This is a genomic window from Acinetobacter sp. C15 (assembly GCF_013420645.1).
Lineage (GTDB): Bacteria > Pseudomonadota > Gammaproteobacteria > Pseudomonadales > Moraxellaceae > Acinetobacter > Acinetobacter indicus.
In genome coordinates, this window is sequence record NZ_VOXR01000008.1 from 24453 (window position 1) to 39743 (window position 15291).

Below are 15291 nucleotides of genomic sequence, written 5' to 3' on the forward strand. Positions count from 1 at the left end.
AGCCGCAATGAAACGTACACAGCTGCTGTGGTTTATTGGTCTCTGGCTGGCCGGTTTTGTGGCTTTGGCGCTGATTGCCGGGGCTTTTCGTTTGCTGGTGCAATGGGCTTATTAAGCTGAATCATCTTCGGACTTTAAAAATCCGCTTGAGCATTTTATTTACGGTTCTGTTTGCGATAGACACTTGGCCGCACCGGGCGGCTACTTTTCCAGAGGCCTTTTTTCCGTGCTCTGGCCTGAGTCTGTAAGGCACGCATATGCGCCAGCTGCTTGCGATCACGAATATAATCTTCATAGACCCAGGCGGCGCCACGTTTGACCAGTTCTTCATTGACATTTTTACGGTAGCGATAAATCACCCCGACATGGCGGCCATAGCGATCAATATCGGTAATTTTGACTCGCACCACCTTCTGATGCAGCATGGTTTTCACCAGACGCCGGGTTTCCGGACCATAACTTTGACTCGATTCTGGCGCATCAATATAGGCAAAGCGGATGCGGGTTTCTGAACGTCTTAAATTAAAACGGTACAGGGTGAGGGTATCGCCATCGCTGACCGCAGTGACCCGCGCCCAATAGGTTTTGCCTTTTTTAAAAGGTCGAAACAGTTGCTGCACAAAGCGGGAAATCTTACCCAACAGCATAAACGCAACAAGACAGCATCCAGCGGCCAATGCCAGCAGCCAGAAAGGGGAGAGTTCAGTCAACATAGACGCTTTCAATTCAGCTGAACAGACCAGCCAGCTGTAAACCGTGAAAAATAAAAGTGCTAGTGTAAAAGAAATGGCGCAATTCGCCGGTCGATTAAATCGCCAATTAGCTAGTTTTTAACAAATCAGCTACGCTGCAACGCCTGATCTGGCAAGGGCTTGAGCGATGTTTGAAATTTAATGAAGATAAAGCGCCTTGAATTTGAGTGATCTAAATAGCCTAAGTAAATTTTCTGACCTCATTTAAAATAGCCTAAGCATAATTAAGATTAATCTACTGAAATAGCCTAAGCAAAAATTTTAGAAATCTCCGCTCTTAAAAATGCATGACGTGCATTCTCCTGCATCTCCTTATACCAGAACATCCCCAAATCAATTTGCGGCAGGTCGACAGGCGATTCAAAAATATGCAGCTTCGGGTCAATATGTAAATGTCGCAAAATACTTTCCGGAATAGTCAGTATCGCGGTGTCATGCTGCGCCAGAATTTGCAGGGCAGTGGAATAATGCTGACAGCGTAATAATAGGGTTCGAGACAGCTGATTGCGCTTTAAATAAATATCTTCCAGCAGCAGACCACTACGGCGTGAAGAAACACCAATATGCGGCGCAGACAAATATAATTCTTTATCTATGGATGAACGCTGGCTACAAACCACGAAACGGTCTTGGACCAGCGCCTGAAACTGGATTTTATCGCCCAGCTTGTGTTCCAGATCAATCACAAAATCAATTTGCTGGGTGGCCAGATCATTAATCATGGTTTTACGGTCCAGCTTGCTGCTTAAAAACTGAATCTCCAAGTTCAGCTGCTGAAAGTGCTGCACCAGTTTGGGAAAAATAATCGGTTCAATTTCATCATGTATGGCAATTTTCAGGGTATGTACCATCGCCGGTTCAAACTGCTGTTTTTGCCGGGCAATATGCTGAATAGACAGCAGCGCAGTTTTAATAGTCGGATAAATCTGCTCGGCAAACGGCGTTGGTAACATCTGATGGCCGGTGCGAATAAACAGATCATCCTGTAACTGTAACCTAAGCCTTTGTAAAGCGTGACTGGTCGCCGACTGGCTGATACATAAGAGCTGCGCCGCTTTGGAAATATTTTTTTGTTCAAAAATCGCAATAAATAGCGGGTATAAATTAATATCAATACGATGAAAAGTACCCAGATCCATTGGGCTATTATTATGAATATTGTGCATAGTGCTTAATTCAATAAAATCATTTCATGCATAATAATTTTTAGGTTAAGGTGTTGTAAAGCCAATATAACAACAGATTGAGGAAGCTACAGTCATGTTTGAATTGTCAGCACGCGCACAGGATTATCTCGAAAGAACCCAACAGTTTATTCAAACAGAAATTGAACCAATTGAAGCCGACTTTTGGCAGCAGGTGCATGAACTGAATCAGGGCGGTGACTGGACGCAATGGCAGTGGCCGGCTCAATTAGAAAGTTTAAAAGCCAAGGCCAAAGCCGCTGGACTGTGGAATATGTTTTTGCCTTGTCTTGAATTGGGACAGGGCCTGTCAGTACAGGAATATGCACATATTGCCGAACTGTCTGGCCGTAGCCTGATTGCCCCGACCGTATTTAACTGTAACGCGCCAGATAGCGGCAACATGGAAGTGTTATGGCGTTATGGTTCAGAACAGCAAAAACAGCAATGGCTGATGCCACTGCTCGAAGGTAAAATCCGCTCGGTGTTTTGTATGACTGAACCGGCAGTCGCCTCTTCTGATGCGACCAATATGCAGGCTACGGCGGTGGTAGAAGGCGATGAGATTGTCCTGAACGGGCGTAAATGGTGGTCATCGGGTCTGGGTGATCCGAATGCCAAAATCATTATTTTTATGGCGCATACCCCGGACGAAAGCAAAGACCGTCATCATCAACATTCGATGGTGCTGGTCCCGGTCGATACTGCAGGGGTGAAAATTGAACGTATGTTACCGGTGTTTGGCGATTATGATGCGCCGCATGGCCATGGTGAAGTCAGCTTTGACAATGTCCGCGTGCCAGTGGCCAATTTTATTGGCGGTGCCGGCCAAGGTTTTGAAATTGCCCAGGGCCGTTTAGGACCCGGCCGTATTCATCACTGTATGCGTTGTATCGGTGCGGCAGAAAAATCACTGGAACTGATGATTGACCGCGGCATGAACCGGACTGCCTTTGGCAAGGAAATCCTGAAACTCGGTGGCAATTTGGAGCGTGTGGCCGAAGCGCGTGTGGCAATTGATCAGGCACGCCTGTTAACACTTTATGCTGCCTATAAAATGGATACTTTAGGCAATATGGCCGCCTTAACAGAAATTTCTGCCATTAAAGTGGTGGCGCCAAGCGTGCTGGAAAAAGTGGTGGATATGGCCATGCAAATCCACGGCGGTGCCGGGCTGTCCCGCGATACGCCATTGACCGGTTTCTTTGCCCAGGCGCGTGCCTTACGTTTGGCCGATGGTCCCGATGAAGTGCATAAAGGCATGATTGCCAAACTGGAACTGGCCAAACGTGGCTACAGTACCCGTCGTAAAAAATAAGTGGCAAAACACCAGAAACAGTGTGGGTCTTTACAGCTGAAAATGCTCTAATAGGGCAAGACCTAAAAAAGTGAAAAATCAGGAAAATAACATGTCAGTGATTGATGTTGGCGGTCAGGTTCGTGAAGGCGAGGAACTGGATATTCAGGCAGTAAGCCAATGGTTAAAGGCACAAGGGGTTGATGTTCAGGAACCCGTGGAAGTGACCCAATATTCAGGCGGTGCCTCCAACTGGACCTATCGTCTGAACTATCGCAATGCCGATTTAATTTTACGTCGTCCACCCAAAGGCACCAAAGCCAAATCTGCGCATGACATGGCGCGTGAATATCATGTACAAAAAAATCTGGCACCGTATTATCCGGTGTTACCGCAGATGGTGGCGCTGTGTCAGGATGAATCGGTGATTGGCTGTGATTTTTATATCATGCAGCGCGTGGAAGGTATTATCCCGCGGGCCAAACTGCCGCCAGAACTGAACTTTGATGAAACCCAGGTTCAGGAACTGTGCATTAATGTGATTGATAAATTAATCGAGCTGCATCAGGTGCCGTATCAGGGCACCGAACTGGAAAAACTGGGTAAAGGTGAGGGCTATTGCCGTCGTCAGGTAGAAGGCTGGGACAGTCGTTATGAAAAAGCCAAAACCCTGAATGTGCCGTCATTTAAATATGTACGTAAATGGTTGCACGAGAATATTCCGGCAGATTCCACCACCTGCATTATTCACAATGACTGGCGTTTTGATAATGTGATTTTAAATCCGCAGCATCCAACCGAAGTGATTGGCGTGCTGGACTGGGAAATGGCAACTCTGGGCGATCCACTGATGGATCTTGGTTCCGCTTTGGCCTACTGGGTAGAAGAAACCGATAACCAGATTTTTAAAGCCACCCGCCGTCAGCCGACCCATTTAAAAGGCATGTTCACCCGTAAACAGGTGGTCGATTACTATCTGGAAAAAACCGGCCTGCAACCGGAAAACTGGACTTTCTATGAAGTGTTCGGGATTTTCCGTCTGGCAGTGATCGCCCAGCAGATTTACTACCGTTATTATCATAAACAGACCAATAATCCGGCCTTTAAAGATTTCTGGATTGTGATTCATGCCTTGCACATCCGTGCATTAAAACTGATTGGGCTGCAAAAAATTGAAGCCAATGAGCTGGCACAAAAATATATGGCCAAATTTAAGGAGCTGCTGCCGAAATGACGACCATTTATTTAATCCGTCATGGCCAGGCTTCTTTTGGTGCAGAAAGCTATGACCAGCTTTCACCGAATGGGGAATTGCAGGCCAAACTGCTGGGTCAGTATTTTGACAACATTTTAAAAGAAGAACCCTATGTGGTGGCCGGCTCCATGCAGCGCCATCAGCAGACCGCACAGATCGCTCTGGCGGAATGTTTCCCGGAAGCTCATCTGGTCACCAATCCGGACTGGAACGAGTTTAACCATCAGCAGGTGTTTGCCCAATACGAACCGCGCTTTAATGAACCGCATTTATTAAAGGCCGATGTAGCCAAAGAGCTTAATCCGCGGGCGTATCTGGCAAAAATTTTTGAAGGTGCCATTGAGCGTTGGACTGGCGGTGAATATCACCATGAATATGAAGAATCCTGGCCGCATTTCAAGGCTCGGGTCGAAACCGCCTTGCAAAACCTGTGTGATGAACTGGCCAAAATCAAACCGCGTTACGCGATTGTGTTTACTTCGGGTGGTGTTATCTCGGTTGTCGCTGGAAAAATTCTGGAACTGAATCCTAACCGGACTTTTGCACTGAACTGGGCCATCGCCAATACCAGCATGACCACTTTGCGTCTGGTCGGCAATGAGCCACAGCTGTTAAGTCTGAATGAACATCATTTTATAAAAGCACAACATCCAGAATTATTAACCTGGATTTAATCAAGGAATAGACAGATGACCAAAACAATTTTAATTACCGGCGCAAGTTCCGGTATTGGTGCCGGTATGGCCCGCGAATTTGCGCAAAAAGGCTATAACCTGGCCATTTGTGCACGTCGTATGGAACGTCTGGAAAGCTTAAAACAGGAACTGGAAAGCAAGTACGGCGTGAGCGTGGCCGCAAAAACTTTAGATGTCACCAATTATGATCAGGTATTTGAGGTATTTCGTGCCTTTAAAGAAGAACTCGGCACAATTGACCGGATTATTGTCAATGCCGGGGTGGGTGAAGGCCGCCGGATCGGTAAGGGCAACTTTGCGATTAACCGCGCCACGGTTGAAACCAACTTTATTTCAGCGCTGGCGCAATGTGAAGCTGCGGTGGAAATTTTCCGTGCTCAAAATTCTGGCCATCTGGTGATGATTTCTTCCATGAGTGCAATGCGTGGTATGCCAAAACATCTGACGGCGTATGGTGCCAGTAAAGCCGGCGTGGCACATCTGGCCGAAGGCATCCGTGCCGAGCTGATTGATACGCCAATTAAAGTTACCACCATTTTCCCGGGCTATATCCGTACCGAAATTAACGAAGGCGCGAAAAAATTACCATTTGAAGTGGATGAGCAAACCGGTTCACGTTTACTGGCCGCAGAAATTGAAAAAGCACCGGTAAAAGCCTATGTGCCGAAATGGCCATGGTTACCGCTGGGCTTGGCCATGAAAGTCTTACCATTAAAACTGGTCAATAAACTCGGTTAATCCACATGTATATCAAGTGAAAAGTTCCATTTGGCGCTTTTCACTTTTTATTTTAAATGTTTGTTTTAAATATTTGAAAATTTAAAAATATTTCATAGAAAGATAAAAATAGAGGGCTTATTTTGGTTAAAATAGGCCCGATTTTTTTGAAGATGATCGACAATGCGATGTTTCTGAAGCTTGCAACCTTGGGTTTAATTCCAGCCCTGATTATTCAAGGCCGCTGGGTCAAGAAAAATACCTTAAGACTGGCAGAGCCAGAAGGGGAACGTGAGGGCACGAACGGTCAGGGACAGGCCTTATCCATTTTGATTCTGGGTGATTCAGCCGCTGCCGGCGTTGGCGTTAGCCATCAGGAAGATGCCTTGCTCGGCGCGATTCTGGCCGGACTCACTTCCGAATTTCAGGTCAGCTGGAAACTGCATGCCAAAACAGGCAATACCACGGGTCAGGTCATTCAAAGCGTTCAGCAGCTGGACACTGAAAAGTTTGATGTAGTGGTCACCTCGGTCGGGGTGAATGATGTCACCAAACTGATGCCGGCCGATATCTGGATTCAAAAACAGGCGCGGTTGTATCAACTGATTGCAGCTAAATTCCAGCCACAGCTCATCCTTGCAGCAGGTGTACCACCGATGCAACTTTTCCCGGCTTTACCGAATCCGCTGGCGTGGCTGTTTGGCCAATATGCCAAGCAGATGAACCGTGAACTGCATAAATTTATTCAAAAGCAGCCAAACATGGACTGGATTGAATATGACATTGCACAATATCAGCAGATGCAACTGGAAATGGCCGAAGATGGCTTTCATCCGAGTAAAGAAATTTATCAAATATGGGGCAAAGAAGTAACACTCAAAATTAAACAACGGCTTAAGATGAATAAAGTGAATTGAGTTTGCTGCCTTATGATTGATGATCTTGAAATTGAAACCCATCCCTTTGAGCCTTTTTTACCCTCCAATGCCAAACTGCTGATGATGGGCAGTTTTCCACCGCCCAAAAATCGCTGGAAAATGGAATTTTATTATCCGAATTATCAGAATGATATGTGGCGGATTTTTGGTATCTGCTTTTTTCAGGATAAAAACTATTTTTTAGACCTGCCGAATAAAAACTTTCAGCTCGAACTGATTCAAAACTTTTTAAAAGATACCGGTATTGCGCTGTTTGATACCGCCTACCGGATCAGCCGTTTAAAGGGCAATGCTTCAGATAAATTTCTGCATATTCACACCCCGACCGATTTAAATCGGCTGCTCCAGCAAATGCCGCTGTGCCAGTACATTATGACCACGGGTGATAAAGCTACTGATACCTTGATGGAATCAATGCCGGAAGGCACGCCGAAACCGGTAATTGGCCAATCTTCACAGGCGATCTTTGCTGGTCGAGAGCTGCATTTATACCGTATGCCATCTTCATCTCGCGCCTATCCCTTAGCGGTGGAGAAAAAGGCTGAACTTTATTGCGGTCTGTTTAAGGATGTCGGCCTGCTTTAAAAAAGAGAGGATGTCTTTGGCATCATTGATGGATATTCTACCCATCTAAATGCATGAATATGCACCTCCCGGACCTGGGTGAAATCCGACCAGATCAGCTTGCTGCCGCGTGTCCATTTTAACGGCGCAATTCTACGGCGCACCTGATGCATTTCCTCGGCAGTGGCCGGGCGTAACTCACCAATTTCAGCATATAAACGCACACCCGGATAAGTACGAAATTGACCTGACATCATTGATTTTAGCCAGAACCCGCGGCTACTGTTTACGGCCTGAATACAGGCCTGCGCATTATGTTTGAGATGCGGTTGCAGCGTGGCAGAGTAGGTGTCAAAAAAGAAACCGGTGGGAGAGCTGTCATTTAAAAATAAGGTGCCAATCGGGGTATATTCGGGATACCTTCCGGACTCACACTGGCGATGGAGCAGTGCATACTGGCGCGCTGCGCCTGCGCAACCACTTGTCGTATTTGCCCCCAGGTTTGAGCATCCATATTCTTGTTCATTTTTATACTCATTTTATAGTTAAAACCAGCATAATAAAGACCAGAACTATTGTTATGCGTGAAAGCGCAACTGCATATTCATCATAAATTGGATTTAAAAATAGAACGAGAGGAAATCTGACGAGCACAGCTCAGAAAAGAGCGAAAAACTTCGCTCTTTTTTCATGTTTCAGCAGTAAAAGCAGAATAAAAGGACTTAAGCTCCGTATTCCACATAATCCCATAAATTCAGGCGGGCTTTAATTTCCTTGCGGATTTGCGGCAACATCGGTAATAAAGTGCCATCAATCCATAAGCTGAGGGCTTGGGCTGAGAGCGGTTGCTGTGCATCATCCACCAGTTGTGCACCTTTGACCATCACCAAGGTTTCCTGTTCAGCCGCAGTTTCTACACCCTTAAACAACACCTGCAATTCAAAACCGGTGTCCTGAATCAGCCATTCCAGTTCCAGCTGAATATTCTCATTCGATTGCAACACTACCTGACCTTCAAGCTGCTCCGAGTCGGACAGGCAATCATGTTCGACCCGCACTTTGGCCAGAAACCACTCTTGCTGGCCCAATTCATTCAGGGTTTTAGTCGGGCTGAGAATATCACTTAATTTAAATTGACGGCTTAAATCAAAAAATTGCATGAGGAGAGATCTAAAAAAGAAGAAAAATAAAGCGTGAATTTTAAAGTAATGTAGCAGAAGAGTAAAACCTTCTGGCGATAAATACGAAGTGAGAGATCACACAATCTCTCCGGGTATCGGGTTTGCTGCAAACCCATAGAGCAACTCGTATTCAATTATCTTGGTCAATGTATATTTACTGTAATGTGGATGTCATTACATCATCCACTCGATTGGGACATGGGTCATTAAATTCATCACAAAACGCTGGAAACTGGTGGTTTCCGGATCAACCTTGTGCTGAATCACTGAACCATCTTTTTGATAATCCAGCCAGATAATCTGTCCTTTCTCATCTAACCTTAGTTCATAGGCAATTTGCGGCAGGTACTGATTCAATGAATCTGAAATTTCATCTTGAAGTTCATCAGATTCCAGCACCAGCCCGACTTCGGTATTTAAAAAAGCCGAGCGCGGATCAAAATTAAAAGAGCCAATAAATACCTTGCCATCAATATCAAAGAATTTGGCATGCAGGCTGGAAGCACTGCGGCCTTTGGCTGGAATCACGTTACCGGTAATAATTTCATACCAGGTACGTTCTTCGCGCTGAATATAACGCTTGAACTCATACAGTCGAATGCCACTGGCCAATAGCTGCGGCCGGTATTGCTGATAGAAGGCATGTACAATCGGTACATCATTGGCCATATACGAGTTGGTCAAAACCCGGATATCAATGCCGTTTTCTGCCAGACGGCTCATATAATCCGTACCGCGTTGAGTCGGAATAAAATAGGCAGATACTAATTCCAGATGCTGATCGGGCGTGCCCATAATCTGGATCATCTGATGGTAAATCATCTCTTCATCTTTGGCTTTGCCCTGGATTTTTTCTGGCGGGTCAGCCACAAAATGCGCTTTGGCCCAATGATAGGAACGCTGTTTTAAATACTGCGCCACCTGTTGCTCGGCAAAACTGATCCGACGTTGCACCTCCTGTTCATCCAGTTGCTGGCTGGCATATTTTTCCCGCAGCAAGGTCAAGCTATTACGATGGTATTTATTGCTGTTCTGGTCCATCAGCTGGACCAGATTAAAACTCAGTTCATGGTTCCAGAAAGCACCGAAATTATCGTTGGCTTTTTTGACCGCATTACCGGCAAAGAGAATATCTACATCGGTAAACTGAAAGTCATCACTGGCATCAAAATATTCCCGGCTGATATTGCGGCCACCGGTCACGGCAATCGCGCCATCGGCAATAATCAGTTTGTTGTGCATGCGGTGATTCACTGCCTGCATCCGGAAGGCATAATCCAGTGCCCGAAAATGACGGAATTTATAAGGATTAAACAGGCGAATTTTAAAGTTCGGATGATGGCTGAGTGCCAGCAAGGTATCGTCCAGTTGGGTGCCATTCTGGTCATCAATCAGTAACCGGACTTGTACCCCGCGGTCGGCGGCTTTGAGTAATTCGGCCAGCACTAAATGACCAATTTCGTCATCGGTCCAGATGTAATATTGCAGGTCTAAATGATGTTTGGCGTTATGAATTAAATGTAAACGTGAAGCAATACTGATAAATCCGTCATACAGCGGTAAATAGGCGGTTTGTCCGCGTTGTAGTTGTGCCTGTGCCTCTGGTCGCGGCATCCAGTGTTCAAAATCTGGTTCAATTGGCGCATCCTGCGCAGCATAGTTCTGTTCAAGCGAATTACAACCGGTACATGCCAGAATCAGACAGCACAACCAGATCATGTTGTAATATTTTAATGGCATCATTTTTATGAAGTAAATTTTTACTGATTCATATAGATTATCATGATGTTATAGGTTGAATCTGTTGATAAAAAGCGGTTACTGTAAGACATCTGTTAAAGACGTATCAAAAGGATGATCAATTTCATGAAATCAAGAGCTGCGGTCGCATTTGGTCCGGGTCAACCCCTTGAAATTGTAGAAATAGACGTGGCTCCGCCAAAAGCTGGAGAAGTCTTGGTTAAAATTAGTCATACCGGTGTATGTCATACGGATGCCTTTACCTTGTCAGGTGATGATCCTGAAGGGGTGTTTCCAGCCGTGTTGGGTCATGAAGGCGCGGGTGTGGTGGTGGAAGTCGGTGAAGGCGTGACCAGCCTTAAACCGGGTGATCATGTGATTCCACTGTATACCGCGGAATGTGGTGTATGTCTGTTCTGTCAATCGGGTAAAACCAACCTGTGCGTGGCGGTGCGTGCTACCCAGGGTAAAGGTTTGATGCCAGATGGCACCACCCGTTTTTCATATAATGGTCAGCCCATTTATCATTACATGGGCTGCTCAACTTTCAGTGAATATACTGTGGTGGCCGAAGTGTCACTGGCCAAAATTAACCCGGAAGCCAACCATGAACAGGTGTGCTTGTTGGGCTGTGGTGTAACCACCGGTATTGGCGCGGTGCATAACACTGCCAAAGTGCAGGAAGGTGACAGCGTTGCCGTGTTTGGTTTAGGCGGGATTGGTCTGGCCGTGGTGCAAGGTGCGCGTCAGGCCAAAGCCGGCCGTATTATTGCAATTGATACCAACCCGGAAAAATTTGAACTGGCCAAACAGTTTGGTGCGACTGACTACATTAACCCGAATGATTATGAGCGCCCAATTCAGGAAGTGATTGTTGAAATGACCGGTTGGGGTGTTGATCATTCCTTTGAATGTATCGGCAATGTCAACGTCATGCGTTCCGCGCTGGAATGTGCCCATCGTGGCTGGGGCCAATCGGTGATTATTGGTGTGGCTGGTGCCGGTAAAGAAATCTCGACCCGCCCATTCCAATTGGTGACGGGCCGTAAATGGATGGGCACTGCATTTGGTGGCGTTAAAGGCCGTTCACAATTACCAGGCATGGTCGAGCAGGCCATGAAAGGTGATATTCAGCTGGAGCCTTTTGTTACCCATACCATGCCGTTAGAACAGATTAATGAAGCATTTGACTTAATGCATGAAGGTAAATCAATTCGTAGTGTAATTCATTTCGAGTCGTAATGACCTTATCTAAAAAACACCGGGCTTAGACCCGGTGTTTTTTTGTATCTGCACTCACAGAAACCATCACAACTGATATCTTTTTTCTATCAAAATTGCCCAGTCTCGCTACAAAGTAGAACTAGGCTGCATGCTTAAAGTCAGGAATATGCACAGAAAATTGTATATTTTTAAGCCATTTTAATTACAAAAAGAATATACAAAAACTGGGTATTTTTATTTACCGTGGGTTAAAAATAATTTTTATAGCTCTTATAATACATATTTGTATAGAGGTGTGATCTTATTGGCACTATAACTTGGAAAATGCGATATGAGTCATATTAATCTGCTTGAGGTATTAAAAGACAAGTCCAAACAGGTCACGCCTAAACTTGAGAAATCTCCTTTTCAGAAAGACTTTATTCGCGCCATTGAAATGATGCCACAACTGATTTGGGTTAGTTCAGCCGGACATCATCTATATAATTCTAATTTTAAACAGTATCTTGCTTCAGATGAGCAAAGCCTGACTGCTCAAAGCTGGCTGAATGCCATTCACCCGGAAGATGCCGAGCATCTGTGTTTTTTATGGGAAAGTGCGCAAAAAAGTGGTCAGAGTTTTGAAAAAGAATGCCGGATTCGGGATCGCCAGCAGCGCTATCACTGGTTTTTGTTAATTGCCCGAAATTCGCAGCAGCTCGAGGGTTGTGACCAGTGGATGATCAGCTGTACCAATATTCATGACAGTGCGGTGAAATATCGGGAAACCAAAGATACCTTACGTGCCCACACCCATATGCTGGATGTCAGTGTTGACTGTATCAAGATTGTCAAACCGGATGGCTCACTGTCGCATATGAACCGTTCAGGTTGCCAGGCCTTGCTAGGCAAAGAGCGGGAAAAGAACTTCGGCATGAAATGGCTTGACCTGTTACCACCCGAAGCTCGTGAAAAAGGTCAGCAGGCCATTCGTGAGGCGATTAAAGGCAAAAATTCCCATTTCCCGGGTATGAGCATTAATCAGGATGAAGTGAAATACTGGGACAACATGCTGACCCCAGTGCTGAACGAACACGGCGAAACCACCAGTATTTTATGTGTGTCGCGTGATGTGACCTTGCAAAAAATTGCCGAAGATAAATTAAGACTCAGCAGTGAAGTCGATGATCTGACCAAGCTGATTAACCGCCGAACTTTCCGGAAAAAAACCAAACAGGCAATTCAGGTCGCCAAAGAAACCCGCACATTGGTCGGGGTCATGCTGATTGACCTGGATCATTTTAAAAATATTAACGATACCCTGGGCCATCAGGCCGGCGATCATTTATTAAAAGTATTGTCCAAACGCTTTCAAAAATATATTTCAGAACAGGTCAGTATTGCGCGCCTGGGTGGTGATGAGTTTGCCGTGGTGGTGCATTCGGTTGAAAATGAACAGCAGCTGATTGAACTGGCCAAGAAGTTTGCCAAACTGCTGGATGCACCCATTACCTATAGCGGCCGGGTCATTAACTGCGGCATGAGCATTGGCTGTTCGATGTATCCCAAAGATGCCAGAGAAATTCCCGAACTGATGAAATGTGCCGATACCGCGCTGAATGACCTGAAAGCCGGTGGCCGAGGTGGCATCCGCATGTTTGATCATTCTATGCTGGCGGCGGTCCAGAGCAAGGCAGAGCAGTTGCAGACTGCACGCATGATTATTCGTGAACAGCGGATTGTACCGTTTTATCAGCCGAAAGTGTGTATTGAAACCGGTGAGCTGATTGGCTTTGAGGCTTTATTACGCTGGCAGGATGCACAGCAGCGTTACCGTTATCCGAAAGAGCTGCTAGAAGCCTTTAGCGATTATGAGCTGACTACAAAAATCAGTGAATTGATGCAGCAGGCCATTTTTAGTGATTTACAAAGCTGGATCAAACAGGGTCTACAGACGGTGCCGGTGTCAATTAATGCTTCGCCGGTGGAATTGATGCGCGATAACTACGCAGAAGTGCTGTTAAAACGGATGCAGCATTATCAGATTCCGGCGCAATTAATTGAAATTGAAATTACTGAGCAATCGCTGGCCGAGCGTGGCTCTGAATGTGTGATTCGTACCATCTATAAACTGAAACAGGCCGGTATTCGCATTTCGCTGGATGATTTTGGCACCGGACATTCCTCCTTAACCCATTTACGTGATTATCCGGTAGATAGCCTGAAAATTGACTGTGATTTCGTCAACCGCATCAATAGTGATAAATCAATTCAGGCCATTGTCGAGGCGATTATCAAACTGGGGCCGGTTTTATCCCTGGATATTATTGCCGAAGGTATTGAAACCAAAGAGCAGTTTGAAACCCTGAAACAGTTTGGCTGCCATTTTGGTCAGGGCTATTTGTTCAGCAATGCCGTCAATCAGCATGAAGCCAAGCAGATGTTAAAAGCCGCTTTATAATCTTCAAATTTTTACGGTATAAAAATATAAAAACGGGCACATGGCCCGTTTTTTATTTGCGAGGGAACAGAGGCCTAAGCAGTGAGAGCAGTATCACTATGCTGTAATACCTGTGCCATGGCATGTGCCACTGCATCGACATTGTTCTGGTTTAGTCCTGCCACACACATCCGGCCACTACGCACCAGATAAATACTAAACTCCTGCTTGAGCTGATCGACTTGGGCTGCACTCAAGCCAGTATAGCTGAACATGCCGCGCTGCCGGGTCAGATAGTCAAAAGATTGCCCCGGTAAGGCAAGTTCGAGCTGCTGTTTTAAACGCTCACGCATCTGTTGAATGCGCTCACGCATTTCGGTCAGTTCGTCCTGCCAGCTTTGGTACAGCGTCGGCGTGTGTAACACATGCTGAATCAGCATCGCGCCGGTAGTCGGCGGGCTGGAATAAATCCGGCGTACGGTGGCTTTCAGCTGGCCTAACACGCTTTGGGCGGTGGTGGCATCATCACAGACCGCACTTAAGCTGCCAACCCGTTCGCCATATAAAGAGAAAATTTTGGAAAATGAATGGCTGACCAGAAAATTCAGGCCGGCCCTGTCCATCGCCCGGATGGCATAAGCATCTGCGTGAAAATCTTCGGCGAAGCCCTGATAGGCCATATCCAAGAGCGGAATTAGCTGCTTCTGCGCCAGTAGCTCAATCAGCTGATCCCACTGCGCTGGCAACAAGTCGGCACCGGTCGGGTTATGACAGCAGGGATGCAGCAGGACAATACTTTGCGCCGGCAGCTGTTGCAGGCAATCCAGCATGGCAGCAAAGTCCACCTGACCGCTATGCGGATCAAAATACGGATATTCATGGCAACGAATGCCGGCGCCCTGGAAAATCGCAATATGGTTATCCCAGGTCGGGCGGCTAACCCATAATTCAGAGGCTGGAAAATAGCGTTTTAAGAAATCTGCCGCCACTTTTAGCGCGCCCGAACCACCCAGCGTTTGTAAGGTCACTACACGACCGGCCTGACAAGCCGGACTATCTTCGCCAAAAATTAGTGCTTGGACGGCGCTGTTATAAGCCGGCATACCTTGCATTGGCAGGTACAGTTTGACCTTCTGCTGCTCGGCATTTAGGTCCTGATAAGCCTGCTGGATGGCACGCAACTGCGGAACCTGCTGGGCCTCGTTATAATACAGCCCGATACTGAGATTAACTTTATGCGGACGCGGATCATGCTGGAATTCTTCCATCAGGGACAGAATCGGATCGCCGGCATAGGTATCGACATGTTGAAACATACAATCTTC

At 46.2% G+C, this 15291-nt stretch carries 14 protein-coding genes and 1 pseudogene; 9 read left to right on the forward strand and 6 right to left on the reverse strand.

What is annotated here, in order from left to right; translation table 11 throughout:
* Positions 1–7 precede the first annotated feature (7 nt).
* Positions 8–115 (forward strand): hypothetical protein, encoded by a 108-nt coding sequence (locus FTT63_RS04890; RefSeq protein ID WP_005178219.1) that lies wholly within the window; start codon positions 8–10, stop codon positions 113–115.
* 40 nt (positions 116–155) lie between these two features.
* Here the strand turns inward: FTT63_RS04890 and FTT63_RS04895 are convergent, their stop codons facing one another.
* Positions 156–713: a thermonuclease family protein gene (locus FTT63_RS04895; protein ID WP_005178218.1), complete on the reverse strand. Its 558-nt coding sequence runs from the start codon at positions 711–713 to the stop codon at positions 156–158.
* A 287-nt stretch (positions 714–1000) separates the two neighbouring features.
* Positions 1001–1918, reverse strand: coding sequence for a LysR family transcriptional regulator (locus FTT63_RS04900; RefSeq protein ID WP_005178217.1), 918 nt, complete (start codon positions 1916–1918; stop codon positions 1001–1003).
* A gap of 94 nt (positions 1919–2012) precedes the next feature.
* Between FTT63_RS04900 and FTT63_RS04905 the strand changes: the two genes are divergently transcribed.
* The 6 genes from FTT63_RS04905 (at position 2013) to FTT63_RS04930 (ending at position 7423) form a co-directional block, all read left to right on the forward strand.
* Positions 2013–3254: an acyl-CoA dehydrogenase family protein gene (locus tag FTT63_RS04905; RefSeq protein ID WP_180047041.1), complete on the forward strand. Its 1242-nt coding sequence runs from the start codon at positions 2013–2015 to the stop codon at positions 3252–3254.
* Between the two features lie 91 nt (positions 3255–3345).
* Positions 3346–4467, forward strand: a complete 1122-nt coding sequence (locus tag FTT63_RS04910; protein WP_104487283.1) for a phosphotransferase family protein — start codon at positions 3346–3348, stop codon at positions 4465–4467.
* Positions 4464–5162, forward strand: a complete 699-nt coding sequence (locus tag FTT63_RS04915) for a histidine phosphatase family protein (RefSeq protein ID WP_180192032.1) — start codon at positions 4464–4466, stop codon at positions 5160–5162. Before FTT63_RS04910 ends, FTT63_RS04915 begins: the two co-directional genes overlap by 4 nt.
* Positions 5163–5177: 15 nt before the next feature.
* Positions 5178–5921 carry an SDR family oxidoreductase gene (locus FTT63_RS04920; RefSeq protein WP_016658074.1) on the forward strand — a complete coding sequence of 248 codons (744 nt, stop codon included), beginning with the start codon at positions 5178–5180 and terminating at the stop codon, positions 5919–5921.
* Positions 5922–6088: 167 nt separating this feature from the next.
* Complete coding sequence (locus FTT63_RS04925) at positions 6089–6817, forward strand: SGNH/GDSL hydrolase family protein (RefSeq protein ID WP_180192033.1); 729 nt, start codon at positions 6089–6091, stop codon at positions 6815–6817.
* A gap of 15 nt (positions 6818–6832) precedes the next feature.
* Entirely contained in the window at positions 6833–7423 is a 591-nt protein-coding gene (locus FTT63_RS04930) for a uracil-DNA glycosylase family protein (protein ID WP_171065083.1), read from the forward strand.
* On the opposite strand, the pseudogene FTT63_RS04935 reads toward FTT63_RS04930, so the two are convergent.
* The 3 genes and pseudogenes from FTT63_RS04935 to FTT63_RS04945 form a co-directional block, all read right to left on the reverse strand.
* A pseudogene (locus FTT63_RS04935) lies at positions 7420–7928 on the reverse strand (pyridoxamine 5'-phosphate oxidase family protein). The gene FTT63_RS04930 and the pseudogene FTT63_RS04935 overlap by 4 nt on opposite strands.
* Positions 7929–8124: 196 nt before the next feature.
* On the reverse strand, positions 8125–8562 hold the full coding sequence (locus FTT63_RS04940) for a hypothetical protein (protein ID WP_005178205.1): 438 nt from the start codon (positions 8560–8562) through the stop codon (positions 8125–8127).
* 195 nt (positions 8563–8757) lie between these two features.
* Complete coding sequence (locus FTT63_RS04945) at positions 8758–10326, reverse strand: phospholipase D family protein (protein WP_180192034.1); 1569 nt, start codon at positions 10324–10326, stop codon at positions 8758–8760.
* A gap of 123 nt (positions 10327–10449) precedes the next feature.
* On the opposite strand from FTT63_RS04945, the gene FTT63_RS04950 reads away from it, so the two are divergent.
* Both FTT63_RS04950 and FTT63_RS04955 read left to right on the forward strand, forming a co-directional pair.
* Complete coding sequence (locus tag FTT63_RS04950; RefSeq protein ID WP_180192035.1) at positions 10450–11565, forward strand: S-(hydroxymethyl)glutathione dehydrogenase/class III alcohol dehydrogenase; 1116 nt, start codon at positions 10450–10452, stop codon at positions 11563–11565.
* A 313-nt stretch (positions 11566–11878) separates the two neighbouring features.
* Positions 11879–13987, forward strand: coding sequence for an EAL domain-containing protein (locus FTT63_RS04955; RefSeq protein WP_180192036.1), 2109 nt, complete (start codon positions 11879–11881; stop codon positions 13985–13987).
* Positions 13988–14061: 74 nt separating this feature from the next.
* Here FTT63_RS04955 and FTT63_RS04960 read toward each other — a convergent pair whose 3' ends face one another.
* Positions 14062–15282, reverse strand: a complete 1221-nt coding sequence (locus tag FTT63_RS04960; RefSeq protein WP_180192037.1) for an amino acid aminotransferase — start codon at positions 15280–15282, stop codon at positions 14062–14064.
* Positions 15283–15291: the final 9 nt, after the last annotated feature.

Bases quoted from the DNA above. Each gene is read 5' to 3' on its own strand.
- FTT63_RS04955 (WP_180192036.1), top strand. From the start codon at position 11,879: ATGAGTCATATTAATCTGCTTGAGGTATTAAAAGACAAGTCCAAACAG.
- FTT63_RS04920 (WP_016658074.1), top strand. From the start codon at position 5,178: ATGACCAAAACAATTTTAATTACCGGCGCAAGTTCCGGTATTGGTGCC.
- FTT63_RS04900 (WP_005178217.1), bottom strand. From the start codon at position 1,918: ATGCACAATATTCATAATAATAGCCCAATGGATCTGGGTACTTTTCAT.
- FTT63_RS04910 (WP_104487283.1), top strand. From the start codon at position 3,346: ATGTCAGTGATTGATGTTGGCGGTCAGGTTCGTGAAGGCGAGGAACTG.
- FTT63_RS04940 (WP_005178205.1), bottom strand. From the start codon at position 8,562: ATGCAATTTTTTGATTTAAGCCGTCAATTTAAATTAAGTGATATTCTC.
- FTT63_RS04945 (WP_180192034.1), bottom strand. From the start codon at position 10,326: ATGATGCCATTAAAATATTACAACATGATCTGGTTGTGCTGTCTGATT.
- FTT63_RS04925 (WP_180192033.1), top strand. From the start codon at position 6,089: ATGTTTCTGAAGCTTGCAACCTTGGGTTTAATTCCAGCCCTGATTATT.
- FTT63_RS04915 (WP_180192032.1), top strand. From the start codon at position 4,464: ATGACGACCATTTATTTAATCCGTCATGGCCAGGCTTCTTTTGGTGCA.
- FTT63_RS04895 (WP_005178218.1), bottom strand. From the start codon at position 713: ATGTTGACTGAACTCTCCCCTTTCTGGCTGCTGGCATTGGCCGCTGGA.
- FTT63_RS04905 (WP_180047041.1), top strand. From the start codon at position 2,013: ATGTTTGAATTGTCAGCACGCGCACAGGATTATCTCGAAAGAACCCAA.
- FTT63_RS04950 (WP_180192035.1), top strand. From the start codon at position 10,450: ATGAAATCAAGAGCTGCGGTCGCATTTGGTCCGGGTCAACCCCTTGAA.
- FTT63_RS04960 (WP_180192037.1), bottom strand. From the start codon at position 15,282: ATGTTTCAACATGTCGATACCTATGCCGGCGATCCGATTCTGTCCCTG.
- FTT63_RS04890 (WP_005178219.1), top strand. From the start codon at position 8: ATGAAACGTACACAGCTGCTGTGGTTTATTGGTCTCTGGCTGGCCGGT.